Consider the following 24,054-nt stretch of genomic DNA (forward strand, 5'->3'; position numbering starts at 1 on the left):
GATTATGTCAATCGATCAGGCAACAGTAAGGAAAATCGCGTCGTTGGCGCGCATCGCGATCAGCGATGCAGAGGCCGCCGCGATGGAAGGCGAATTAAACGGTATTCTCGGCTGGGTCGAACAACTCGGCGAAGTCGATGTGACCGGGGTCGAGCCGATGACCGCAGTGATCCCGAACAGCCTGCGGCTGCGCGACGATGTGATCGACGCCGACCCGCTGACCGGCGGCAATCGCCGCGACGATGTGCTGGCGAATGCTCCGGCGGCGCAGCATGGCTTCTTTGGCGTGCCCAAGGTGATCGAATAATGACCGACCTGACCAATCTCACCGTAGCGGGAATCCGCGATGGCCATCGCGCGGGCGATTTCAGCGCCGTCGAAGTCGCCGAGGCGTTCAGCGCCAATGTTGCTGGCGCGAAGGCGCTCAACGCATTCATCGTCGAGACTCCCGATCATGCGCTGGCCGCAGCGAAGCAGGCTGACGCCGACCGCGGCGCCGGAACACTCAAGCCCTTGTCGGGCGTGCCGATCGGGATGAAGGATTTGTTCGCGACCAAGGGCGTGCAGACGACCGCCGCGAGCCACATGCTCGAAGGTTTCGTCCCGCCCTATGAATCGACCGTCAGCCAGAAATTGTGGGATGCGGGCGCGGGGATGCTGGGGAAGCTGAACCTCGACCAGTTTGCGATGGGCTCGTCGAACGAGACGAGCTATTTCGGCAATGTCATTTCGCCGTGGCGCCGCAACGACGGCGGCCCAAATCTTAAAGACCGGGCCGCGCTCGCGCCGGGCGGTTCGTCGGGCGGTTCGTCTTCGGCAATCGCGGCGCGGCTGTGCCCCGCGGCGACGGGCACCGACACCGGCGGCTCGATCCGCCAGCCCGCGGCGTTCACGGGCATTTCAGGCATCAAGCCGACCTACGGCCGCTGCTCGCGCTGGGGCATCGTGGCGTTTGCAAGCTCGCTCGATCAGGCGGGGCCGATGGCGCGCGATGTGCGCGATTGCGCGATCATGCTCGAGAATATGGCGGGCTTCGATCCGAAGGACGCGACGAGCCTGAACATGGCGGTGCCCAATTGGGAAGCGGCTTTGTCGAGCGATCTCAAGGGCAAGAAGGTCGGTATTCCCAAGGAGTATCGATTGGACGGTATCGATCCCGACATCGACGCGATGTGGGATGCGGGTATCGCGATGCTGAAGGATGCGGGGGCCGAGGTCGTCGAGATCAGCCTGCCGCACACCAAATATGCGCTGCCGGCCTATTATATCATCGCGCCCGCCGAGGCGTCGTCGAACCTCGCGCGCTATGACGGCGTGCGTTATGGTTTGCGCGACCTGCCCGAAAAGGCGGGATTGCAGGACATGTACGCCGCGACGCGTGCCGACGGCTTCGGGCCCGAGGTCAAGCGCCGCATCATGATCGGCACCTATGTGCTGTCGGCGGGCTTTTACGACGCCTATTATACGCAGGCGCAGAAAGTGCGGACGCTGATCGCGCGCGATTTCGAGCAGGCCTTTGGCGTTTGCGACGTGATCCTGGCGCCGACCGCGCCGTCGGCGGCGTTCGGATTGGGCGAAAAGACCGCCGATCCGCTGTCGATGTATTTGAACGATGTGTTCGCGGTTCCCGCGAGCCTTGCGGGATTGCCCGCGATGTCGGTCCCCGCGGCGCTGAACCGCGAAGGACTACCGCTGGGCTTGCAGATCATCGGCAAGGCATTCGACGAGCAGGGCGTGCTGAACGCCGGGCTGGCGATCGAAGAACGCGCAGGGTTCACGGCGCGCGCCGAGAAATGGTGGTGACATACCGCGCCGTCGCAGCGATCTTGCTCGGCGGAGCTTTGCTTTCGCCGTCCATTGCTGTGGCCAAAGATGTAATGCTTACGGTCGACTGCGTCGATCCCGACGATGCGACCATGCGGACGTCGACGTCCGAAATGGAAGGATGGCTCAACAGCTATAGCGGTCGCTGGAATCCCCGGAATGCATTTACTGTCGGCGGGACAGGAGCAATGGGGCGGCTGTTTATAGGCAATGGACGCGCCGTGCATCCCAAGGAGATGGCCGGCATGATCGCCGCCGCGCCGAGCTTTTCCGGAAAGAAGCGAAAGCTGGTTCAGCTTGGTGTCAGCGACAGCGAGTTGGGTGAAGCGTCCTACGCCAAGCAGTTGGGCAGATTGCTAGGGGTCAAAACGAGTGGCTGCCCCGCCGAAGCCTATTTTTTTAGCGGCGGCGCGATGATTTGTGGCGACAAGCCCGTCTATCCGGGCGCAGCCGAGCGGGGGATCGGACGCTCGGGTCCGGCTGGCTTCGCGATGGGCGGCCAGTTGACCATGCTGTTCTGCCCGCGAGAGGGGCAGTCGATAAGCCCCGCCAGCATTTTGTCGGCATCGATTGCGTTCGGCCTGTATGAAGACGAGATCGACACTTTGTTGCAGAGGGCCGAAAGCGATGGCGATGCGGCGTTCCGCCTTTACCAATATTATTGGATTGCGCGGCGCGATCCCGCTCAGGCAATGCAATGGTTGACCAAGGCAGCCGCGCTGAACCACGATGTCGCCCAATATAATCTTGCTTATGAAGATTTTGAATCCGGCGACCCCGCAAAAACCGGACAGGCCCGCGAGATGATGGGTGTGCTCGTTGCAAAAGGCTTCGCCGGACCTGATTTGCGAACATATTATGATGGATGAGAACGTGACGGAATCGACATATCGCATCAAGGGCGAAACCGGCGAGTGGGAGGTCGTGATCGGCCTCGAGGTCCATGCGCAGGTCACCTCCAACGCCAAGCTGTTCTCGGGCGCCGCGACGGCGTTCGGGGCCGAGCCGAACACGCAGGTGTCGCTGGTCGACGCCGCGATGCCCGGCATGTTGCCGGTGCCGAACCGCGAGTGCATCCGTCAGGCGGTGCGCACGGGCATGGCGATCGAGGCCCAGATCAACAAATGGTCGCGGTTCGACCGCAAGAATTATTTCTATGCCGATCTGCCGCAGGGTTACCAGATTTCGCAGCTTTATCATCCGCTTGTCGGCGAAGGTTCGCTGACGATCGAGGCCGATGAAAAGGCCGGTCTGCCCGAAGCGAAGCGCATCGGCATCGAGCGTATCCATGTCGAGCAGGATGCCGGCAAGCTGATGCACGACCAGCATCCGACGATGTCCTACGTCGACCTGAATCGTTCAGGGGTCGCGCTGATGGAGATCGTCTCGCGTCCCGACATGCGCTCGCCCGCCGAGGCAGGGGCCTATGTCCGCAAGCTGCGCTCGATCCTGCGCTATGTCGGGTCGTGCGACGGCAATATGGAAGAGGGCTCGATGCGCGCCGACGTCAACGTCAGCGTGCGCAAGCCCGGCGACGAATTCGGCACGCGGACCGAGACGAAGAACGTCAATTCGGTGCGCTTCGTGATGGCGGTGATCGAGGGCGAGGCGAAGCGCCAGGTCGAGCTGATCGAAAGCGGCGGCACGGTGGTGCAGGAAACGCGCCTCTATGATCCCGACCGCAACGAGACGCGGTCGATGCGGTCGAAGGAAGATGCGCATGATTACCGCTACTTCCCCGATCCCGACCTGTTGCCGCTCGAACTCGACGATGCGTTTCTGGCCGAGTGCCGCGAGAGCCTGCCCGAACTGCCGGATGCCAAGCGCGACCGCTATCTGGCCGAGGGTATCAGCGCCTATAACGCCGACGTGCTGACTGCCGAGGTCGAGGCGGCGCTGTGGTTCGATGCGTTGCTGGAGGCAGGCGCAAAGCCCGTCGCGGCGGCAAACTGGGTGACGAGCGAGCTGTTCGGCGCGCTCAACCGGCTGGGCAAGGATATCTCGGACTCGCCGGTCAGTCCGGCGCAGGCGGCCGAATTGCTTGGCCTTGTCGCCGACGGTACGATTTCGGGGACGATCGCCAAGACGGTGTTCGAGAAGATGCTCGAGACCGGCGACGGTGCTGCGGCGATCGTCGATCGCGAGGGGCTGAAACAGACGAGCGACACCGGTGCGATCGAGGCCGAGATTGCGAAGATTCTCGCCGCCAATGCCGACAAGGTCGAGCAGTATAAGGGCGGCAAGGAAGCGTTGTTCGGCTTCTTCGTCGGTCAGACGATGAAGGCGATGCAGGGCAAGGCGAACCCGCAGGTTGTCAACGAGCTGCTGAAGAAGGCGCTCGGATAAAATCGCAGTCCGCGCGCCCTGCAAGGTCAGGGCGCGCGGTGCTTGCGCTTGTTTACTTGCCGGCCTTGCGCGCCATCGAGGCGCGGGCGTTATTGGCATATTCCTCGAAATTCTTTTTGAAGACGGTGCCGAGCTCGTCGAGCGCCGCGACGGCATCCTCGCCCTCCTTCGGCGGGAAGAGCGACAGGCCGTTGCCGCCCCACGCCTTATATTCCATGTCGATTTTCTGATCGTCGCCGAAGTCGCGGATCATGAACAGCGTCCTGAGCGAACGGCCGTAAATTGCCGCTTTCTGATAGAAAACATCAGCAACGATGAGCTCGCGGTAGCAGGCTGCGGTCGAATCCGACCGGCGCGTCTTGACCTTGTTCATCGTCTTGCGGTCCAGCGGCTCTTCGTGGCGAACGATGACCGTGCCCGGTTGAAGATTGATCAGATTGTGCAGGTCGAGCGATTGCAGCGCGTCAAGTTGCGACGGGCTGTCGAGTGCGCTCGCGAGCTGCGCCTTGTTGCTGGCATCGCGGCCGCTGTGCAGCGCGGCGTCGATCAGGCCGCCGCCGAGCAGGCCCGTGGTGACCGAATTCATCCGCTCGGCCGGCCAGATGTGCAGCTCGCAGGGCGCCGGGCTTTGTGCGGCGGCAGGAATCGCGATCGTCGCGGCCCAGCCAGCGAGCGCAGCTTTCAATATATGCTTCATTTCTTTTCATTCTCCCCGTGAGATGCTTTTGATAGATATTGGGCGAACAGGACGAGATTGGCGCGGAATGCCGAATGCAGGTCGGCGGCCGCTGCGGCCTTGTCGGCATCGGTTTCCGGAGGGAAATGCTCGAGCCTGGTGTTCGCCCATGTGCCAAATCTGCGTTGCGGCTGCTGGCCGGATCCGAAGTCGCGATACCGGAACAATGTCTTGAGATGCCGGGCACCAAAGGCCTCGCGCTGGAAGGCGACGTCGTCGATGACGAGTTCGGCGTAGCAGGGCGACGTTGACGGTGCGATGCGGCCCGGGCTGTTGCGGATGACACGGCTTTCGAGCGCCTGATCATGGACGACCAGTCGATGGCCGGGCAGGCCGATGATATCGGGCACCGCCATGTCGTTCAGCAAAGCAGTCTGGGCGACGACCGACAGAGCGTCGTCCGACGCGTCGGGAATGCGCATCTTCTTGTCGCCATCCGAACGTGCTGCGCCGATCATCAGCCCGATGACGCCGGTGTCGCCACGGCTGAGCATTGTGGAGATGTTGCGGGTAAAGCCGTCGCTGGGCCATACATGCAATTCACATGGAGAGGAAATTTCCGTCGTGGCAACCGCTTCGGCCAGAGCCGCTGCCGGGTCGATGACAGATGGCGATTGGGCGGCCGCGCTCGCGCCGAACAGCATGGCCGAACAAACGGCCGCCGCCGTGCGCCCGGCCCAAGGCCCCATATTCATCCTGTAACCCCCTTGAATTCCGTCCCCCGACGAAATCTTCTCGACTGCTAATTGGCACCTTTGCCTTTGCAAGTTTTTTCGTCACCACAGCGGAACTGTCTTCCCGATTTGAAGGTGATGGCCTGATGTCACGGATATGGCGTCAGCGAGGGGAGTGCACGCGCTGGCAAGGCGGGATGGGCCCCGCCGCGTCTCGTGCCGCCGGTGGCAATGCGCGCGGGGATCTCCGCCAAGTGATTCAGTTCACAGCAAATTCAGTGGTTTCGATGCCAAAGGCAGCTAAATTGAAGCCAAAGCAGCGATGAGGTACGAAATGATGACGAAGCAAGTTTCAGTTTTGGTGGGCGGGGCGCTGGCCCTGATGCTGGCCGGTGCGGCGAGTGCCGCAGGTACGCCGGCGGTGAATGACGGTTATGACTGGACGATGCGGGTCAATGAAGACCGGGCCTCGGATGCGATCCTGGCTTATGAAGTCGATAACACCGACGACCAGCCGCTGAATTTCACCTGCGAAGAGGGCAGCGGCCGCGTCTTTGCGGGGATTTCGGGCGGCGCGCCAGACCTTGCCGCGATCGAGCTTGAATCGGGCGACCAGCGCGTGCGGTTGACCGGGACGACCGATGCCGACGAACTTCCGACCTTCTCCGCGCAGGAAATGCCTGTGACCTCGCCGCTGTTCCGGGCGTTCGCAGCCAATGGATGGCTGCGCATGACCGCTGATGGCGCGGCGATCGACATGGCGGCTACGGCGAACGGCAAGCAGGCGATCCAGCGCTTCGCGCGTTTCTGTGCGGGCTGATGCCGCAGGGGCGGCGGCGCGTCAGAAGCGCCGCTGCCCGGCGCCCCAGTTGCCCATGTCGCACTGGCCCGAGAAATTGGTGATCGCCTGAATGGTGATACGGCCCGAGCGGCGGTCGACGGTCAGCTTGGGCTTGTTCATGCCATTGAGGCGATAGCTGCCGGTTATGCGGTCGGGGGTGACAACCAAATTCTCGATATCCCACCAGCCATTGTCGCCGCCCGAATGGATCGGCGAAACGAGCTTGGGGCCCAGGTGGATGCGGCCATGGTCGCCGTAAAGTTCGATCTGGACGTCCGAATTGAAGCCCTCGGCGCTATTGCCGACCTGATTGCTCCATTCCCACTTATGCTTCCACGGATTCCAGCTGTAGGTCGGTTTGTTCGAGACGGTCGGGCGGGTGCCGGCGCCGTAGCACACGAGGATGAGTGAATTGGCGTCGCGATAGCCAGGCTCGCCGCGCGGGACATCGTGATCGGCGGGCTGGCGCGGGGCATTGCCGTCGTTGCCATTCTGGCAATTTTCGGCCGGGACTGCGGTAATTGCCGAATAGCGCCCCTCCATCGTTGCGACCGAGATGCAGCGGCCGGTGCGTTGGTTCCACCAGAACACATAGCGGGTATCGCCGACGAGGTTCGACATCCGGCTTTCATAGCCACGTGCAAGAAGCTGCGTTTCACCGCCAGCGCCGCGCGCGCCGACCAGGTCGGCGACGTCGGGGGCGGACTGGGCGGCAGCGGCCAACGGAAGCATGGCAGCAGCGACGGCAAGAGACGAGACGATCGAACGCATGGCAAACTGCTCCTGTCGAATGGCAGGTGCGCAGACTAACAGCGAAAGCGGGCCCGCCAAAGTGGGATATTGCCGCTGGAGAATCGCTCGTGTGCTATTCCTTCGGACGCCACGCCGAACGGCCTTCCTTGATCGTTTCCAGAACCTTGATGTTCTTGATGGCATCGACGGGCGTCGTCAGCGGATTCTTGTCGAGGATGACGAAATCGGCGAGCAGGCCCGCTTTGATGCGGCCTTTGCGATCTTCCTCGAAAACCTGCCACGCGGGGGCGGTGGTGAGAGCTTGCAGCGCGGCGTAGGCGTTCAGGCGTTCGGCGGGGCCGCTGACGACTCCGGTGGGTGAGACGCGCGCCATCGAGGTCCAGAGCATGAAGCGTGTGTCGAGTGGGGTCACGCTGTAATCGCTGTGGTTTGAGGGCATCAGCCCGGCAGCACGCGCCGAAGCGAAGGGGCTGATGAAATCGACGACCTCGGCCGGGAAATTGGTGCGGTGGATATCGCCCCAATACCATGTGTGGTTCGAGAAATAGGCGGGACCGACGCCGATGCGGGCATAGTCGGCGAGCTGGTCGCGGCGCTGGAACTGCGAATGGATGACGATCGGGCGGCGATTCTCGGCCGCCTTGATGCCGATCGCGTCGAAACCCTTGATCGCCATGTCGATCGCGGCGTCGCCATTGGCGTGGACGAAAATCTGCCAGCCGCGATCATTGGCCTTGCGCGCGAGCGCGTCAAATTCCTCCTGCTTGATGATCGGCTGGCCGTGCCAGGGGTGTGCGCCGTCCGGGCCGCCACGCGCATAGTCACGGGTAAAAAAGGCCGTGCGTGCCTGCGGGCTGCCGTCGAGGAGGAATTTGATTCCCTGCAGTTTGACGTGGCCGTTGTAGGTGCCGAATTTGAGGTCGGGTTGCGCGAGAAGCGCGTCGAGCCCGGCGTAGAAGGGCAGGAGCGCAAGGTCGATCTTGAGCTTTTCGCGTGCTGCGGGGCTGGTCAAAAAGGCAAGGTCGGCGGGCTGGGTGGCGCCGTCCTGTGCATGGGTATAGCCCTCGGCGAAATAGCGCTGCTGCGCGGCGTCGAGTCCCGCGAGCTTCTGCTCGACGGTCGGTTGCGGCAAGGCGGGCATCATCAGGAACATGGCCTTTTCGAGCAACACGCCGTTGAGCCGTCCGGCGTCGTCGCGGAGCATCAGCCCGCCCGGCGGCGGCTGGCTGGCATCGGTCAGCTTCGCGGCAGCCAGGGCAGGGCTGTTGGCGACGACACCGTGGAAGGAGACGTGGAAGAGGATGATCTTGTGATCGGGCGACACGGCGTCCAGTTCGGCGCGGTCGATGTGGCGCCGTTCGGCAAGCGTCTCCTCATTATATTGCATCACAACGACCCAGCTGCCCTTCGGGATCGCTCGGCGCGCAATATGATCGCGGATCGCGCCCTGCAGTTCGGCGATGGTCTTCGCCTGTGGCAACGTCTTATCGCTGAGGTCGAGCGCGCCCGCCATTTGCAGCGCAAAGCTGAAGTGCGAATGGGCGTCAATGAAACCGGGGAGCATGGTGGCGCCCTGAAGGTCGCGGGTTACAACATCCTTGCCCGCGGCCTCGCGCGCATCTTTCTCTGTCCCGGCAAAGGCGATTCTGTCGCCGCGCGTCACAACCGCCTCGACCGTTTGCGGCACGTCGCCATCCATCGTGACGATCGGGCCACCGCGATAGAGGACGCTGTCCTGCGCGATAGCATTCGTCGCGGTTGTCGTCAGAAACAGTGCGATGGCGCCGGTGATTGTTTTCATTTCTCTCTCCCTTGTTGGCCCACAGTGGCGGGCGGGGAGGGAGAGGGTCAAGTGCCTGACCGGTTAAACTTTCAGCGGTATCAGATCTGGTCCGGCGGCACCTCGTCGGGACCGCGACCGGGCTCATCGATGTCGCCGCCGCCCGGATTACCGGGAATTTCCTGCGGCTGCCCGGCGGGATCTTCCAGCGGCGCCGGTTGGATGGGATGTTCGGGCGGAGCCTTGGGCTCGATGATATCGGGCTTGGGTTTCGGCAACGGATCGGCGGCGCTCGCGGGGGTGTTCATGGCATGTCTCCTTGTCCGATCAACGAACGGACGTGGCACTCGTTCCGCCCCTTGCCCTCGGCTGCGCGTCTGCTATAGCCCCGCGCGGCCCGCACGGGCGTGCGTGGTTTTGCGCGCAGCACCTGTGCACCCGGCCGAAAGCTCCTGCGGGCGTGGCGGAATTGGTAGACGCGCTGGTTTTAGGTACCAGTATCGCAAGATGTGGGGGTTCGAGTCCCTTCGCCCGCACCAATTCGCGAACGCCAATGAGGGCGGGGCCGGGATAGGGAACTCCGCCGTTCTGGCCGGGGTTGTCGATACGAGATTTTGAGCAAGGATAAGATCAAGGCAATGAAGACCGTCGAAACGCTGAACGAAGGCCTGAAGCGCGAATATCGCCTGACCATAGCCGCCAAGGATATCGACGCACGCGTCGATGACGAAGTGAAGAGCATCGCGCCGACCGTGCGCATGCCCGGCTTTCGTCCCGGTAAGGTGCCGCCAAACCTGATCCGCAAGATGCACGGACCGGCACTGGCGGCCGACGCGCTGAACAAGGCGATCGACGCCGGTGTGCGCGACCTGATGGCGCAGGAAAAGCTCCGCCCGGCGCTGCAGCCCGCTGTGACGCTGGCCGACGAATATGAAAACGGCAAGGACGCCGAACTGACCGTCGCGCTGGAAGTGCTGCCTGTGATCGAAACGCCGTCGATCGACGGTCTGAAGCTCGAACGCCTGGCCGTTCCCGCCGACGACGCGGCCGTGATGGCGAAGATCGAAGAATTTGCCGCGCAGATGAAGCGTTTCGAAGAAGCGCCGAAGACCCGCAAGGCCGCAACCGGCGATCAGGTCATCATCGACTTCGCCGGCAGCGTCGATGGCGTCGCCTTTGACGGCGGTACCGGCCAGGACATGGCAGTCGAAATCGGCTCGGGTCAGCTGATCCCCGGCTTTGAAGACCAGCTGGTCGGCGTCAAGGTTGGCGACGACAAGGTCGTAAAGGTGACCTTCCCCGACGAATATCCGGTCGAGACGCTGAAGGGCGCCAACGCCGAATTCGCCGTGACGGTGAAGGAAATCAAGGTTCCGGCCGAAACGAAGATCGACGACGACTTCGCCAAGTCGCTGGGTCTCGAAAGCCTCGACAAGCTCAAGGAGCTGATGAAGGACCAGGTCGAGCAGGAACTGAACGGCCTGACTCGCACCTATATGAAGCGCAAGCTGCTCGATCAGCTCGCCGCGAGCCATGATTTCGAAGTTCCGCCGTCGATGGTGGAAGCCGAATTCAACCAGATCTGGCAGCAGCTGGAACAGGAAGTCGCGCGCGAAGAAGATCCCGAAGCGGCAAAGGCCGAGCTGGAAAAGGATCGCGACGAATATCGCGACATCGCGGTTCGCCGCGTCCGTCTGGGCCTGCTCCTCTCCGAAATCGGTCAGGCACATGGCGTTCAGGTCTCGGGTCAGGAAATGCAGCGCCTCGTCGCTCAGGCTGCACAGCAATATCGTCCCGAAGATCGCCAGCGTTTCGTCGAATATGTCCAGCAGGATGCGCTCGCCGCAGCCCAGCTGCGCGCTCCGCTCTATGAGGACAAGGTGGTCGACTTCCTGTTCGAAAAGGCAGAGATTACCGATCGCGAAGTGACCCGCGAAGAAATCGAAGCGGCGATCGAAGCCGAAGACGATGGCGGCCACGTCCACGGGCCGGGTTGTGGTCACGACCATGATCACGACCACAAGCCCGCCAAGAAGACCGCGGCGAAAAAGCCGGCAGCCAAAAAGGCCGACGTGACCGAGGAAGCTGCCGAAGCTCCCGCGAAAAAGGCGCCGGCCAAGAAGGCTGAAGCCGCTGCCGAGGAAAAGCCGGCTGCGAAGAAGGCTGCTCCGGCGAAGGCTGCCGAGGACAAGCCCGCTGCGAAGAAGGCTCCGGCCAAAAAGGCTGCGGAAAAGAAATAAGCCTCGGCTGACACGATATCAAAAGGCCGGGTGGAGGATGCTCCACCCGGCCTTTTTATTTTCCAACATCGTCCCCCTCGAAGAAAGGGGCGAGACAGCGGCCCCCTCAGATCACCGCCATATTATAGCAGTGCCAGCTGAAGATCGCTGCTGCGCCGCGGTGGGGGCGCCAGGATTCGGCCAGAACCCGCACCTGCTTTTCGCTGGGTCGTGCGTCGAGTTGCAATATGCGGCCAACGGCCTCCTGCACAGCGAGGTCGCCAGCGGGCCAGATGTCGGGGCGTCCCTCGGCAAAGAGCAGATAGATTTCGGCCGACCAGCGCCCGATGCCCTTCACCTTGGTCAGCAGCGCGATCGCTTCCTCATCATCGGAGGGGAGGGCGGTGACGTCGAGTTCGCCGTCGAGGATCAGTTGCGCGAGGCTTTTGGCATAGCCCTGTTTCTGCCCCGACAGCCCGCAGGCGCGCAATGCATCGAACTCGGCAGCCGCCATCACCTCGGCGGGGCAGCCTTCGCCGAACGCCGCTTCCAGCTTGTTCCAGATCGAGGTCGCGGCGGCGACGCTGACCTGCTGGCCGACGATCGTGCGCAGCAGGGTGGTATAGCCGGGTTCGCGGATTCGCGGTTCGGGATAGCCTGCATGGCCGAGCGCGCGCGCGAAGTTCGTATCGATCGCGGCCAGCGCGTCGATTCCGTCGTTCAGCTGCTTCTGGCTCAGGCCCATCCCATATTCTCCTTTTGTTCCTTTGGTTGCTAATAGCAACGCTTGATTTGCGTTGCAACGCGCGACATAGCGACCGCGAGAAACAGATATGGGATTGAGCATGGCCAAGCTTATTGTGGTGACGCGTGATGGTACCGAGCATGAGATCGAGGGCGACACCAGCCTGACCGTGATGGAAAATATCCGCGATGCGGGCTTTGACGAGCTGCTCGCGCTGTGCGGCGGTTGCTGTTCGTGCGCCACTTGCCACGTCCATGTCGAGGCGGGGGCAAAGGATCAGCTGCCCGCGATGAGCGAGGACGAGAATGATCTGCTCGATTCGACGACCGACCGCGACGACAATTCGCGCCTGTCGTGCCAGCTTCCGTTCAGCGAAGCGCTCGACGGTCTGAAGGTACGGATCGCCGCCGAGGATTGATCCTCAGGCATATTTTACGTCATCGCGAACCCAGCGAAGCAATCCAGCGTCTTTTACGCAGCCCTGGATTGCTTCGCTGTGTTCGCGATGCCGATATTGTGTGTCAGCCCTTGCCTGCCATCGCCACCGCATAAAGTGCGATCGCCGCGGCGTTCGAGATATTCAGGCTTTCCATGCGCGGCGAGATGGGCAGCTTTGCCATCACATCGCAATGCTCCATCACATTGTGACGGATGCCGTCGCCTTCAGAGCCGAGAACCAGCGCGACCCTGTTGCCGTCGAGCGTTTCCGCGAGCGTCGTTTCGGTATCGCCCATCAGCCCGATACGCCAATATTGCGCCTCGGCGATTTCTTCCAGCGCGCGCGAAAGGTTGACGACGCGCACCCACGGCACGGTTTCAAGCGCACCCGACGCCGAACGCGCGATCACGCCGCTTTCGGGCGGGCTATGTCGGTCCTGCGTCACGATCGCGGCGGCATCGAAGGCGGCGGCCGAGCGCAGGACGGCGCCGATATTGTGCGGATCGGTGACCTGATCGAGAATCACGAGCGGACGTTTGCTGTTCGCATCGATCTCCGCCTGCAGCACGTCGCCCAGATAGACGCCCTCGAGCGGATCGACCTCGATCACCAGCCCCTGATGCGGCGCGTCCCGGGCGACGAGTCGCGCAAGGTCGGTGACTTCGGCAAAGGATACGGGAAGATTCGTGGGCAGGTCGAGCTGACCCAGTGCCTCGCGGGTGCCCCAGATTCGTTTTACCGTGCGCTCGGGGTTGTCGAGTGCTGCAAAAACGGCGTGACGGCCCCAAAAACGGATGGCCTGACCACGCGGACTTTGGCCCGCAGGGCGGCGATGACGGGAAATTTGTCTCATGAGGGCGCCTTTCCCATGACTGGCATTGACAGGCAAGCCTCGTTTCGCCATTGGACCGCTTCCCAAAGCGGGCCCCAATGGACAGGTGGCCGAGTGGTTAAAGGCAGCAGACTGTAAATCTGCCCGGGTTTCCGTACGCTGGTTCGAATCCAGCCCTGTCCACCAAACTCCAAAATCCGCAGCGCGAGCTCGCGTCGAAAAAGCCAAGTTAAACCGAGGCTTGCGACGTGATTCGCGTCCAAGGGCGTCCACGCCAGTTCACCCGTAGCCAATTTCTCCCGTGGGAGAAAATGTGGGAGAATAGGCGCATGTCGAGCCTCACTGCAGCCCGTGTAAAATCCGAGTGCCAAGAAGGTCGCCACCCCGATGGTGATGGCCTCTATCTGGTGGTCTGGCCTTGCGGTTCCAAGAGCTGGGTATCGCGGGTCCAGAAGGACGGAAGGCGCAGAGACTTCGGTCTGGGCGGAACTGGGAAGGTGAGCCTCGCGCGGGCACGCGAGTTGAACCGGCAAGTTAGAGCTTGGACTGAAGCCGGGCTCGATCCCCGCCACGAGCGCCGAAAGGCTGAAGGCATACCGACCTTTCGCGAGGCTGCAGCATCGGTGTTCGCGACCCACAGCAAGAGCTGGCGAAACGCGAAGCATAATTGGCAGTGGATGCGCACGCTGGAAATGTTTGCCTTTCCTCATATCGGCGACAAACGGGTGAGCGACATCACGGGTCCGATGGTTCACGAGTTGCTCGGCGAGATCTGGCTGACCAAGCCCGAGACCGCTCGCCGGGTACGCCAACGAATCGGGGTGATCCTCGATTGGTCCTTTTCCAAAGGATATCGCGAGCACGAGCTGACGATGCAATCGGTGACGCGCGGCTTGCCGCGGCAGCCGAAGGGAATCGAGCACCACGCGGCAATGCCATATGCAGACGTGCCCGCGTTCTTAAAAAAGCTTCGCGTGACGGAAACTATCGGGCGCCTAGCGCTCGAGTTCGTGATCGCGACCGCAGGGCGGTCGGGTGAGATCCGCGGCGCTACCTGGTCGGAATTCGATCTCGATGCACGGCTCTGGACCATTCCCCCCGAACGGATGAAGGCGGCGCGCGAGCATGTCGTCCCGCTCAGCGACCATGCATGCCGCATTCTCGACCGCTGCGAACTCTACCGGCGAAGCTGTACCGATATCGTGTTCCCAGGCACTGGGCGGGGAGGTCCTCTGTCAGACATGACGATCATCAAGGTGCTGCGCGACATGGCCCTCGACGTCACGCCGCACGGGTTCCGATCATCGTTCCGAGACTGGACGAGCGAGACTACCGACTTTCCCGATCGGGTCGCCGAGGCGGCGCTTGCCCATGCGGTGAAGGAGAAGACGGAGGCCGCCTACCGGCGAGGCCCGCTTCTCGAAAAGCGCCGCGAGCTGATGGCGGCGTGGTCTGCGTACTGCGCAGCGGAAATTTGATCGCCTCTCTTCCCAAAGAATGGAGAACCATCCGTAAAAGGATGCGGGCCGGCTCCAGGCATCACCCTGGAGCGCGTGCTGCGAAGCTTTGGACATCGGCCGGGCTGCGCCCACCCGATCGCTGGAGGGAGAGGAGGGTGACCGCCTTCGTGGCGGTCAGGCAGCCGAGAGAGAGTCTCGCGGCGACCGCCATGGAGAAACATCATGGCAAAACCGGTTCCGAAACTCACCCTCAATCCGTCGCGCGAGATCCCGCTCGACCGGCTTGAGCTCTCCCAGTCCAACGTCAGGCGAGTGAAGGCGGGCGTGTCTATAGACACGCTCGCGGCCGACATCGCCCGGCGGGGGCTGCTGCAGAGCCTCGGCGTTCGGCCCATGCTCGACGGGGCCGGCCAAGAAACCGGCCGCTACGAGGTGCCATTCGGCGGCCGCCGCTACCGAGCGCTCGAACTGCTTGTGAAGCAAAAGCTGCTCGCGAAGGACGCGCCGATTCCCTGCATCGTCCGTCCGGCGATCAGCGACATCCTCGCCGAGGAAGACAGTTACGCCGAAAATGCCTTCCGCGAGAATCTCCACCCGCTCGACGAGTTTCGCGCGATGCAGGCGATGGTCGACAAGGGCAATGGCGCCGAGGCGATCGCGGCGCATTTCCACACGACGCCTGCGGTGGTGCGCCAGCGCCTTAAGCTCGCGACCGTCTCGCCGCGGCTGCTCGATCTCTACGGCGAGGATGAAATGAGCCTCGACGTGCTGATGGCATTCACTGTCTCGGACGATCATCAGCGACAGGGCGAGGTGTGGGACCAGCTCGAGCACAGCTTCAACAAGTCGCCGTCCTATATTCGCCAGCGCCTCACCGAGAATAGCGTGCGGGTGGCGGACAAGCGGGCGCGTTTCGTCGGCGTCGAGGCCTATCTGGCGGCTGGCGGCGGCATCGTCCGCGACTTGTTCGAGGCCGACGCCGGCGGCTGGCTCACCGATCCTGCGCTGCTCGATCGGCTCGTCGACGAGAAGCTGACTGTCGAGGGCGAGCGCATCGCGGGCGAGGGTTGGAAATGGGTCGTGACCGCGATCGATCTTCCGTGGAGCGCCACGTCGGGGCTGCGCCGGCTCGCGAGCGAAGAGGTCGCGATGACCGAGGCCGACGATGCGGCGCTTGCTGCGCTCGAGGCCGAGGCCGACGATCTCAACAAGCGCTGGGCCGAGGAGCGCGACGTACCCGAGGAGGTGCACGACCGGCTCGATACGATCGAAATCGAGATCGGCGCGATCAGCGATCGGCCGCTTGTCTTCGACCCGGCCGAGGTGGCGATCGGCGGCGCCTTCGTGTCGATCGACCTCAATGGCACGACCAACGTCGAACGTGGCTTCGTCCGGCCCGAAGACGAGCCCGCTGCTGACGAGGGCGAGATCGAGCGCTCCGGCGACGATAGTGGGCCGATTGCCGCGACCGGCGCAGCCACAGTCGGCGGGGGTACGGAACCCGGCTCCGCGAGCACTGCGCCGCCGTCCGGAGAGGAGGATGAGGGTGAGGTACTGAAGCCGCTGTCGGACCGACTCGTCTCGGATCTGACGGCGTGGCGAACGCTGGCGCTTCAGAACGCAATCGCGGGCGATCCAGCGCTCGCGTTCCGCTCCGTGCTCCACGCGTTCGTCCTCGACTGCTTCTTCCGCCTCAGCGAAGACAACTGCGTGCAGGTCTCGTCGAATGCGGTCTACTTCAGCAACGAACCGCCGAAGCTGCGCGATTGCGCGCCCGCGCAGGCGATTGCCGAACGTGCTGCGATGTGGCGCGAACGGCTGCCCAAGTCGGACAAGGAGGTCTGGGACTTCTTGCTTGGCCTCGATCCCGACGCGCAGTCGCAGCTTTTCGCGCACTGCGCTTCGGTTGCGGTCAACGCGCAGGCCGAGATCGTCCCCAAATATGACAACGGCCGTATCTCGAAGCGGAAGGTCGAACGGCGCATCGCGCACAGCGATGTGCTCGCGCGGGCGGTCGGGCTCGATGTCGGACAGGCCGGCTGGAAGGCGACCGCTGCCGGCTATTTCGGGGCTGTCACGAAGCCTCGCATTCTCGCCGACGTCGCCGAGGCGCGTGGCGAGAATTTCGCCCAGATGATCGACCATCTGAAAAAGGCGGACATGGCGCGCGAAGCCGAGCGGCTGCTCGAGGAGTGCGACTGGCTCCCCGAACCGCTGCGCACTTCGGTCGTTGAGGGCGAGATGACCGGATATGCCCAGAGCAACGGGACGGAACCCGCCGCTATCGACGCCGAGGTGCCGCCGTTCCTCAACGAGGACGATGAGGGCTTGGCCGTCGCCGCCGAGTGACCGGCGCCTTCCTGCAAAAACGTAACAATCGAACATCGTTCAGCCTCCCGAAGCTCCGCCATCGTGCGGGGCTTCGGCGTTTCAGGAGATTTGAAATGTCAGCCTATCGCATTATCGACGAAGCGCCGCTCGGCGCCGTCATCCGCTTCTCGGACGGCACGCCGCGACCGCCCGGCAGGTTCAAGCGCAAGTTGTCCGCATGGACGACGCGCAACGACAGGGGGAGGCTCGTGCGCAAGGAGCTTCCTACCGAAGCGCCGAGCGGGCCGCGGCCCGGCGGTTTCCTGCTTCATATCGGCGACTTCGGCTCGAACGGGATCATCCTGATCAAGTTCCACCGCTTCTTCCAGGCGACGAGCGGCCTCGAATTCGAGATCGAGGAATTGCCGCCTCCGGGCAGCATTCGCATCCTCCGCCCTTATGGTGACAGCGAAGAGCTCGAATATCTGGCACTCGATGCGGCGGGGGCCGATGTCTGGCTCGCGCGCAATCATCTTGCGAAGGTAAGGCTCGAAACCGTTTCGGGCCTCGCCGGGGAGCTGGCGGCATGATCGGCGAGGCGATCATCGAAGCCGAGTTCGCGGAAACGCGGGCAGGCCTCCAGGCAGGCCGCGTGCAGGATCTCGCCTTTCTCGCGGTTCCGGTGGAGGCCGGGCTGCGCATCCTGACGGGCTGGCGACTTCGCGCCGCGATGGCCGCATGGACCAATGCTGATTTCTCCGGCGCGGACGGCATCGTCGCGGACGAAGCAGAATTCCGCGCGCATGTAGAGGAGACCGCTCAGCATCGGCGAGAACTCCGGGATCTTGGGCGGTGGTCGGAGAAGGGCGACATCGCCACACCGTGGGGCCCTGCGCAATCGAGCGAGAATTATTCGGAAGGCGTGGTCTTTCATTCGACCGCGAGCCACGGCGGCTTCTTTCTCGACCCGGAGCGTAATCGCACGATGCACATGGCGCTTCGCAATGACGATGGCTGGTATGAGGAAGACTGCGAATGGTCGAAAGTTGCCACCGTCTTCATGGAGCTCTTCACTGCCTATGAGCGCCGTCTCGCCGAGAAGACGTTGCGCAACTCGCTGCCCGACGCGTGGGAGGCCTATTATGGCTATATGCTCGATCCCGCGGAATCGTTCGAGAAGGAACGCCGCCAGTTCCTCGCCGATCACGCTGCCGACTGGCTCGTCATATCCGCGGCCCGCTCAAAGGATCATCAGCACATGATCGAAGTCGGTGCGACGCTTGGCGGCGTTCGCGACGTTAGCGCGACGCGAAGTTTCCTCGTTCCTGACGAGGAATATGCGCCGGGCCGCCACGGCTTCGTCATCGACCTCGATCGACACGAGGAGCTTCAACAGAGCTGAACCAGGGGTGCGCTTCAACGAGGGTCGTTGCGCACCCTTTTCTTGCGAACGGCCCATAGCCGCTGCGCGGGAGCGAGAGGTGGCCGGAAGGGGTGCCGGGGCCCGCCGAGAGAGAGGCGGCCGGCACTTTCCCTCAAGCACCGGAGATTGCTCATGACCCTGTTTCCTACTGCGGCACGCTGCGCCGCCACCCCTTCGTTCGACATCAACCCGGCCCAGCGCGCGGCGCGCCTGCTCGGCGCCGCCGAGGCACTCCTCCCTGTCTTCGAAAGCGGCAAGCCCTTCGACACCAGCATATTGCGCCGAGCTATGACGGATGCGTTCGGCGCCAGTGATGCCGAGGGCGGATGGGACTGGAAGGCGGCATATGAGGCCTGCGAGGCGGCGAGCATCATGTTGCTTCGCCGTTACGGGCGCGCGCTTGTGAGCCGCAACCCGGCGCCGCTGAAAATGTTGCTGGCGCTCGAGCGGATCGCGGCGCGCGTCCCGACGCAGACGCGCCGTTCCGAGGCGGGGCAGGCTCTGCAGCAATTCTCGACACCGCTGCCTTACGCCTTCGTTGCCGCCTTCGCCGCCGGGATCGGCAAGGGCGAGCTGCTGCTCGAACCGTCGGCTGGCACGGGCATGCTCGCGGTCCATGCAGAGCTTGGAGGCGCGATGCTGATGCTCAATGAACTCGATCCATGGCGCGCGGCGCTCCTCGATCAGCTGTTTCCGGGCGTACCGGTGAGCCGTCACGACGCGGCGACGATCGACGACCGGCTTGCTGGCGGCAGCGCGCCTAACGTCATCCTGATGAACCCGCCCTTTTCTGCGCTCGCTCATGTCGAGGCGAAAATGAAGGATGCTGCTCTCCGCCATGTATCCTCGGCTCTGGCGCGCCTTGCGCCAGGCGGGCGTCTCGTCGCGATTACCGGCGCGGGCCTATCGCCCGATGCTCCGGCATGGCGCTCGAAGTTCGCACGCCTCCAGGAATCGGCGACTCTGGTGTTTTCAGCAGCGGTCTCCGGCAAGGCCTTCGCGAAGCACGGAACGACGATCGAAACCCGCCTCACGATCTTCGACAAGATCGCGGCGCCCGATCCGCAGACATTGAGAGGATCCGTCGGCCTGGCGCCCGACCTTGCGACGCTGCTGCAATGGGTTCTCGCGCATGTGCCGCCGCGCGGCGCGACGGATATTCCGCCCGTACCGCCGGGATCGCCCCGTGCGGCACTTCCGATCGCGAGCACGCTCCGCACGGCCGCTCGAGCGAGCAGGATCGACGTCGATCCTGCTGTCGTCGATGAACATCGGGATCCTGCACCTTTACTCGACTATGAAACGGCCGACTGGATCCCACCGGCCGGGCTGCTCGAAGAGGCGATTTACGAGCCTTATGTCCTCCAGTCGTTGCGTATTGCCGGGGCCCTTCCGCACCCGACGGCGCTGGTGCAGTCCGCCGCGATGGCGTCGGTGGCGCCTCCGAAACCCTCCTATCGCCCGAATCTGCCCAAGCGGCTTGTGGTGGAAGGTCTCCTGTCGGACGCCCAGCTCGAGTCGGTCATATATGCGGGGGAGGCACATAGCGGCTATCTGAGCGGTGCATGGAGCGTCGACGAAACCGCCGACGTCGTCGCCGCCGCGAGCGACGATGGCGAGGGGTCGCTAACGTTTCGCCGCGGCTGGTTTCTCGGCGACGGGACCGGTGCGGGCAAGGGCCGGCAGGTCGCTGGCATCATCCTCGACAACTGGCTGAAAGGCCGCCGCCGCGCGCTCTGGATATCGAAGTCGGACAAGCTGCTCGAAGATGCGCAGCGCGACTGGTCGGCACTCGGTCAGGAGCGGCTGCTTGTTACCCCGCTGTCGCGCTTCCGGCAGGGCAAGCCGGTAAAGCTCGCCGAGGGCATCATCTTTACCACCTATGCGACGCTCCGCTCGCAAGCGCGCGATGGCAAAGCGAGCCGGATCGACCAGATCGCCGAATGGCTCGGCGCCGACTTCGATGGCGCGATCATCTTCGACGAGGCGCATGCTATGGCGAACGCCGCGGGCGGGAAGGCCGAGCGCGGCGACCAGAAGCCGTCGCAACAGGGCCGCGCGGGACTGAGGCTTCAGCACATGCTGCCCGACGCGCGGGTCGTCTATGTCTCGGCGACAGGCGCGACGACCGTCCAGAACCTCGCCTATGCGCAGCGCCTCGGGCTCTGGGGTGGGACCGACTTCCCCTTCGCGGGGCGAGCCGATTTCGTGGCAGCGATCGAGGAGGGCGGGGTCGCTGCGATGGAGGTGCTCGCGCGCGACCTCAAGGCGCTCGGCCTCTATGCGGCGCGCTCACTCTCGTTCGACGGGGTGGAATATGAGCTGCTCGAACATAGGCTGACCGACGAGCAGCGGCGCATCTACGACAGCTATGCCGGCGCCTTCCAGGTGATCCACAACAATCTCGATGCCGCGATGGAGGCGGCAGGGGTGACGAGCGCCGAACATGGCACCCTCAACGGGCAGGCGAAATCGGCGGCGCGCTCGGCGTTCGAGAGTACGAAGCAGCGCTTCTTCAACCATCTGATCACCGCGATGCAGACCCCGTGCGCGATCGCGAGCATCGCGGCCGATCTCGATGCGGGCCATGCCGCGGTCGTGCAGATCGTCTCCACCGGGGAGGCGCTGCAGGAGAGAAGGCTGGCCGAAATCCCTGCCGAGGAATGGGGCGACGTGTCGGTCGACATCACGCCGCGCGAATATGTCCTCGACTATCTCGCGCACGGTTTCCCGGTCCAGCTATTCGAGCCCTGCACCGACAGCGAGGGCAATCTCTCGTCGCGCCCGGCCTATGACGGGGAGGGCAATCCGATCGTCAGCCGCGAGGCTTTCCGCCGCCGCAACGCGATGATCGAGAAGCTCGCCGCGCTTCCGCCGGTTCCGGGCGCGCTCGACCAGATCGTCCAGCACTTCGGGGCAGACGCGGTGGCTGAGGTGACGGGGCGCTCGCGCCGCATCGTTCCGAAGACCGGCGAGGATGGCGAGCTTCGCTTCGCCGTCCAGAACCGGACCGGAAGTGCGAGCGTCGGCGAAACTCATGCGTTTATGGACGATGCGAAGCGCATCCTCATTTTCTCCGAAGCCGGCGGCACGGGGCGATCCTACCATGCCGACCTCGGGGCGAAGAACCAGCGCCGGCGCATCCACTATCTGCTGGAGGCCGGCTGGAAGGCCGACGCCGCGATCCAGGGTTTCGGGCGCACGAACCGGACGAACCAGAAGCAGCCTCCGATGTTCAGGCCGGTGTCGACCGACGTGAAGGCGCAGAAGCGCTTCATCTCGACGATCGCGCGGCGGCTGGACTCCATGGGCGCCATCACGCGCGGTCAGCGCCAGACTGGCGGTCAGAATATGTTCCGGCCTGAGGACAATCTCGAGAGCTTCTACGCGCGCGATGCGCTGCGGCAGCTCTATTACCTGATCGCGAATGGCAAGGTCGAAGGCTGTTCCCTGCTGACCTTCGAAGGGGCGACCGGGCTCTCGCTGCTCGACAGCGATGGCGGACTTCGCGACGAACTGCCGCCGATCACGACCTTCCTGAACCGCATGCTCGCGCTTGTCATCGAACTCCAGAACATATTGTTCGAGGCGTTCGAGGGCTTGCTTTCGGCGCGTATCGAGGCGGCGATGGCTGCGGGGACTTACGAAGTCGGCCTCGAGACGCTGCGTGCCGAGAGCTTTGTCATCTCGGATCGGCGAACGATCTACACGCACCCGGGCACCGGCGCCGAAACCCAGCTGCTGACGATCGTGCGCAAGGACCGGCTCGCGCCGCTTGCGCTGGGCAAGGCGCTCGATCTCGCCGAAGCCGAAGAGGCGGCGCTGCTCGTGAACGGACGGTCGGGCCGCGCAGCGGTGCGGCTGCGGGCGCGGAGCGTGGTCGACGACGAAGGCGCCGTGCACCGCCGCTTCCGCCTGATCCGCCCGATGGAGACGATCAAGATCTTCACCGATCAGCTCTTCACAAGCCACTGGAACGATGTCGATGCCGAGACCTTCGCCGCCGCTTGGAACGCCGAACTTGCTGAGCTTCCGGAGTTTGAGACGGGCACGCTCCACATGGTGGCGGGGCTGCTCCTGCCGATCTGGAAGAGCCTCCCGAACGAGTCGACGCGCGTCTATCGTCTCCAGACCGATGCGGGGGAGCGCGTGATTGGTCGCAGGGTGTCGCCCGCATGGGTTACGCGGATCGTCGACGATGGTCCGCCGACACTCACTGCCAGCGATGCCTGGTCGCTGCTGACTGCGGGCGACGTCATTCTCCACCTCGCCGAGGGCCAGCGTGTCGCACGGGTCCGCGCGATGAACGACTGGCGTATCGAGCTCTCCGGGTTCACCGACCTCGGGGTCGCGCGGCTGAAGGCGATGGGCTTGATCTCCGAGATCGTTTCGTGGAAATTGAAGCTCTATGTGCCGGCAGGGGCTGCTGGCGCCGATGTGTTCGCGCGGCTGGTGGATCGGTTTCCGATCCAGCGGGTCGCCGACCGCAAGGCCGCCTGAAGGAGCCTCGCATGGAAAGTCCAGCATCAGACATCGCGCGCCGGCTCGGCGAGAATGCCGAGGCCGTGTGCCGTCGCTATCTGTCGAACGGGCGGCGCGAGGGCCATTATTGGCTTGTTGGGGACGTCCGCAACACGCCGGGGCGCAGCCTCTATGTCCGGCTGGAAGGTGGCGACCTCGCACGTGCGTCAGGCAAATGGACCGACGCCGCGAGCGGAGACCATGGCGACCTGCTCGACGTCATCGCCGCCGCGTGCGGCCATGCGAGCTTTCGCGACACGCTCGCCGAGGCGCGCCTCTTCCTGAGCCTGCCTGCGGCCGACGACCTGCCCGCGGCCGGCCATCGGCCGCGGCGAAAGGCGGCGACGGGGTCGATCGCGGCGGCCGAGCGTCTCTGGACCGCCGCGAGCCCGATCCCGTCGACGCGCGCGGCCACCTATCTTGCTGAGCGAGGCATCATGGGTGGTCACGAGTGGGGAGCGCTGCGCTATCATCCGCGCTGCTATTACCGCCCCTCCGCAGACGATGCGCCGGACTGCCGGAAGGCATGGCCGGCGATGATTGCCGCGGTCACCGACGACAACGGCAAGCTGACGGGCGTGCACCGCACCTGGCTCGACGTCGCCGCGCCGAGCAAGGCGCCGATCGCCTATCCGCGCCGCGCGATGGGTTCTCTTCTCGGTCATGGCGTGCGTTTCGGCAGCGCCGCTCCGGTGATGGTGGCGGGGGAAGGCATCGAGACCTTGCTGTCGGTCCGTGAACTCCTGCCGTCCATGTCCGCGATCGCGGGCCTGTCGTCTGCCCATCTCGCTGCCATCGGCTTCCCGCCTTCTTTGTCGCGTCTCTATGTCGCCCGCGACCGCGATCCTGCCGGCGCGCACGCCTTCGACGCGCTCGCCGAGCGCGCCGCCGTCGCCGGTATCGAACTGCTGTCACTCGAGCCGCATCACGAGGATTTCAATCATGATCTCCAGAGCCTCGGCCGCGAGCGGATCGGCGCGTCTTTGCGGACCCAGCTCTCCCGAGGCGACCGGGATCTGCTTCGCAGCTAGGCGGGCGGCCGGAAGGCAGGGGCGAACAGCGGCGGGGCGGGTCGCGCCACGGCTATTTCCCCGGGCACCCGCGCATTCGGCCTTCGTGAGAGGGCGACTGCGCCCGCGCGGTGGCCGCCG

General features: G+C 64.0%; 20 protein-coding genes and 2 tRNA genes. 15 read left to right on the forward strand and 7 right to left on the reverse strand.

Annotated elements, in window-relative coordinates; genetic code table 11:
* Positions 1–4 precede the first annotated feature (4 nt).
* From gatC to gatB, 4 genes are all read left to right on the forward strand, one after another.
* A complete protein-coding gene (gene gatC, locus ACSYDV_RS12885) occupies positions 5–307 on the forward strand; it encodes an Asp-tRNA(Asn)/Glu-tRNA(Gln) amidotransferase subunit GatC (protein ID WP_438324212.1) in 303 nt (100 codons plus the stop codon).
* Positions 307–1,803: an Asp-tRNA(Asn)/Glu-tRNA(Gln) amidotransferase subunit GatA gene (gene gatA, locus ACSYDV_RS12890; RefSeq protein ID WP_438324213.1), complete on the forward strand. Its 1,497-nt coding sequence runs from the start codon at positions 307–309 to the stop codon at positions 1,801–1,803. Before gatC ends, gatA begins: the two co-directional genes overlap by 1 nt.
* A 74-nt stretch (positions 1,804–1,877) precedes the next feature.
* Complete coding sequence (locus tag ACSYDV_RS12895; RefSeq protein WP_438324214.1) at positions 1,878–2,693, forward strand: hypothetical protein; 816 nt, start codon at positions 1,878–1,880, stop codon at positions 2,691–2,693.
* Positions 2,686–4,170, forward strand: a complete 1,485-nt coding sequence (gene gatB, locus ACSYDV_RS12900) for an Asp-tRNA(Asn)/Glu-tRNA(Gln) amidotransferase subunit GatB (RefSeq protein ID WP_438324297.1) — start codon at positions 2,686–2,688, stop codon at positions 4,168–4,170. Before ACSYDV_RS12895 ends, gatB begins: the two co-directional genes overlap by 8 nt.
* Before the next feature lie 52 nt (positions 4,171–4,222).
* Here the strand turns inward: gatB and ACSYDV_RS12905 are convergent, their stop codons facing one another.
* Positions 4,223–4,867: a hypothetical protein gene (locus tag ACSYDV_RS12905; RefSeq protein ID WP_438324215.1), complete on the reverse strand. Its 645-nt coding sequence runs from the start codon at positions 4,865–4,867 to the stop codon at positions 4,223–4,225.
* Complete coding sequence (locus ACSYDV_RS12910) at positions 4,864–5,601, reverse strand: hypothetical protein (RefSeq protein WP_438324216.1); 738 nt, start codon at positions 5,599–5,601, stop codon at positions 4,864–4,866. The genes ACSYDV_RS12905 and ACSYDV_RS12910 overlap by 4 nt, the downstream gene beginning before the upstream one ends.
* 313 nt (positions 5,602–5,914) lie before the next feature.
* Here ACSYDV_RS12910 and ACSYDV_RS12915 point away from each other — a divergent pair, with 313 nt between their 5' ends.
* Positions 5,915–6,400, forward strand: coding sequence for a hypothetical protein (locus ACSYDV_RS12915; RefSeq protein WP_438324217.1), 486 nt, complete (start codon positions 5,915–5,917; stop codon positions 6,398–6,400).
* Positions 6,401–6,421: 21 nt separating this feature from the next.
* On the opposite strand, the gene ACSYDV_RS12920 is transcribed toward ACSYDV_RS12915, so the two are convergent.
* The 3 genes from ACSYDV_RS12920 to ACSYDV_RS12930 all read right to left on the reverse strand — a co-directional run bounded on the left by ACSYDV_RS12920 (position 6,422) and on the right by ACSYDV_RS12930 (position 9,262).
* Complete coding sequence (locus ACSYDV_RS12920) at positions 6,422–7,192, reverse strand: hypothetical protein (protein ID WP_438324218.1); 771 nt, start codon at positions 7,190–7,192, stop codon at positions 6,422–6,424.
* A gap of 94 nt (positions 7,193–7,286) precedes the next feature.
* Entirely contained in the window at positions 7,287–8,975 is a 1,689-nt protein-coding gene (locus ACSYDV_RS12925) for an amidohydrolase (protein WP_438324219.1), read from the reverse strand.
* Positions 8,976–9,055: 80 nt separating this feature from the next.
* Entirely contained in the window at positions 9,056–9,262 is a 207-nt protein-coding gene (locus ACSYDV_RS12930) for a hypothetical protein (RefSeq protein ID WP_438324220.1), read from the reverse strand.
* Positions 9,263–9,408: 146 nt separating this feature from the next.
* Here ACSYDV_RS12930 and ACSYDV_RS12935 point away from each other — a divergent pair.
* Positions 9,409–9,493: transfer RNA gene (locus tag ACSYDV_RS12935), tRNA-Leu, on the forward strand.
* Positions 9,494–9,592: 99 nt separating this feature from the next.
* Positions 9,593–11,194 carry a trigger factor gene (gene tig, locus ACSYDV_RS12940; RefSeq protein WP_438324221.1) on the forward strand — a complete coding sequence of 534 codons (1,602 nt, stop codon included), beginning with the start codon at positions 9,593–9,595 and terminating at the stop codon, positions 11,192–11,194.
* A 106-nt stretch (positions 11,195–11,300) separates the two neighbouring features.
* Here the strand turns inward: tig and ACSYDV_RS12945 are convergent, their stop codons facing one another.
* Complete coding sequence (locus ACSYDV_RS12945; protein ID WP_438324222.1) at positions 11,301–11,918, reverse strand: DNA-3-methyladenine glycosylase family protein; 618 nt, start codon at positions 11,916–11,918, stop codon at positions 11,301–11,303.
* Between the two features lie 100 nt (positions 11,919–12,018).
* On the opposite strand from ACSYDV_RS12945, the gene ACSYDV_RS12950 reads away from it, so the two are divergent.
* Positions 12,019–12,336 (forward strand): 2Fe-2S iron-sulfur cluster-binding protein, encoded by a 318-nt coding sequence (locus ACSYDV_RS12950; protein WP_438324223.1) that lies wholly within the window; start codon positions 12,019–12,021, stop codon positions 12,334–12,336.
* Positions 12,337–12,439: 103 nt separating this feature from the next.
* Here ACSYDV_RS12950 and rlmB read toward each other — a convergent pair whose 3' ends face one another.
* Complete coding sequence (gene rlmB / locus ACSYDV_RS12955; RefSeq protein ID WP_438324224.1) at positions 12,440–13,210, reverse strand: 23S rRNA (guanosine(2251)-2'-O)-methyltransferase RlmB; 771 nt, start codon at positions 13,208–13,210, stop codon at positions 12,440–12,442.
* A 79-nt stretch (positions 13,211–13,289) separates the two neighbouring features.
* On the opposite strand from rlmB, the gene ACSYDV_RS12960 reads away from it, so the two are divergent.
* From ACSYDV_RS12960 to ACSYDV_RS12990, 7 genes are all read left to right on the forward strand, one after another.
* A tRNA-Tyr gene (locus tag ACSYDV_RS12960) sits at positions 13,290–13,375 on the forward strand.
* 143 nt (positions 13,376–13,518) lie between these two features.
* Positions 13,519–14,667: a tyrosine-type recombinase/integrase gene (locus ACSYDV_RS12965; protein WP_438324225.1), complete on the forward strand. Its 1,149-nt coding sequence runs from the start codon at positions 13,519–13,521 to the stop codon at positions 14,665–14,667.
* A gap of 204 nt (positions 14,668–14,871) precedes the next feature.
* The gene (locus ACSYDV_RS12970) at positions 14,872–16,998 is read left to right on the forward strand and encodes a ParB/RepB/Spo0J family partition protein (RefSeq protein WP_438324226.1); all 2,127 of its coding nucleotides are present in this window, start codon (positions 14,872–14,874) and stop codon (positions 16,996–16,998) included.
* A gap of 95 nt (positions 16,999–17,093) precedes the next feature.
* On the forward strand, positions 17,094–17,549 hold the full coding sequence (locus ACSYDV_RS12975) for a UCP036055 family protein (RefSeq protein WP_438324227.1): 456 nt from the start codon (positions 17,094–17,096) through the stop codon (positions 17,547–17,549).
* Entirely contained in the window at positions 17,546–18,361 is an 816-nt protein-coding gene (locus tag ACSYDV_RS12980; protein WP_438324228.1) for a DUF7007 domain-containing protein, read from the forward strand. Before ACSYDV_RS12975 ends, ACSYDV_RS12980 begins: the two co-directional genes overlap by 4 nt.
* Before the next feature lie 153 nt (positions 18,362–18,514).
* Positions 18,515–22,882, forward strand: coding sequence for a strawberry notch-like NTP hydrolase domain-containing protein (locus tag ACSYDV_RS12985; protein WP_438324229.1), 4,368 nt, complete (start codon positions 18,515–18,517; stop codon positions 22,880–22,882).
* Between the two features lie 11 nt (positions 22,883–22,893).
* Positions 22,894–23,934 carry a DUF7146 domain-containing protein gene (locus ACSYDV_RS12990; protein WP_438324230.1) on the forward strand — a complete coding sequence of 347 codons (1,041 nt, stop codon included), beginning with the start codon at positions 22,894–22,896 and terminating at the stop codon, positions 23,932–23,934.
* Positions 23,935–24,054 lie beyond the last annotated feature (120 nt).

The organism is Sphingopyxis selenitireducens (assembly GCF_051550705.1).
In the GTDB taxonomy this organism is placed as follows: Bacteria; Pseudomonadota; Alphaproteobacteria; order Sphingomonadales; family Sphingomonadaceae; genus Sphingopyxis.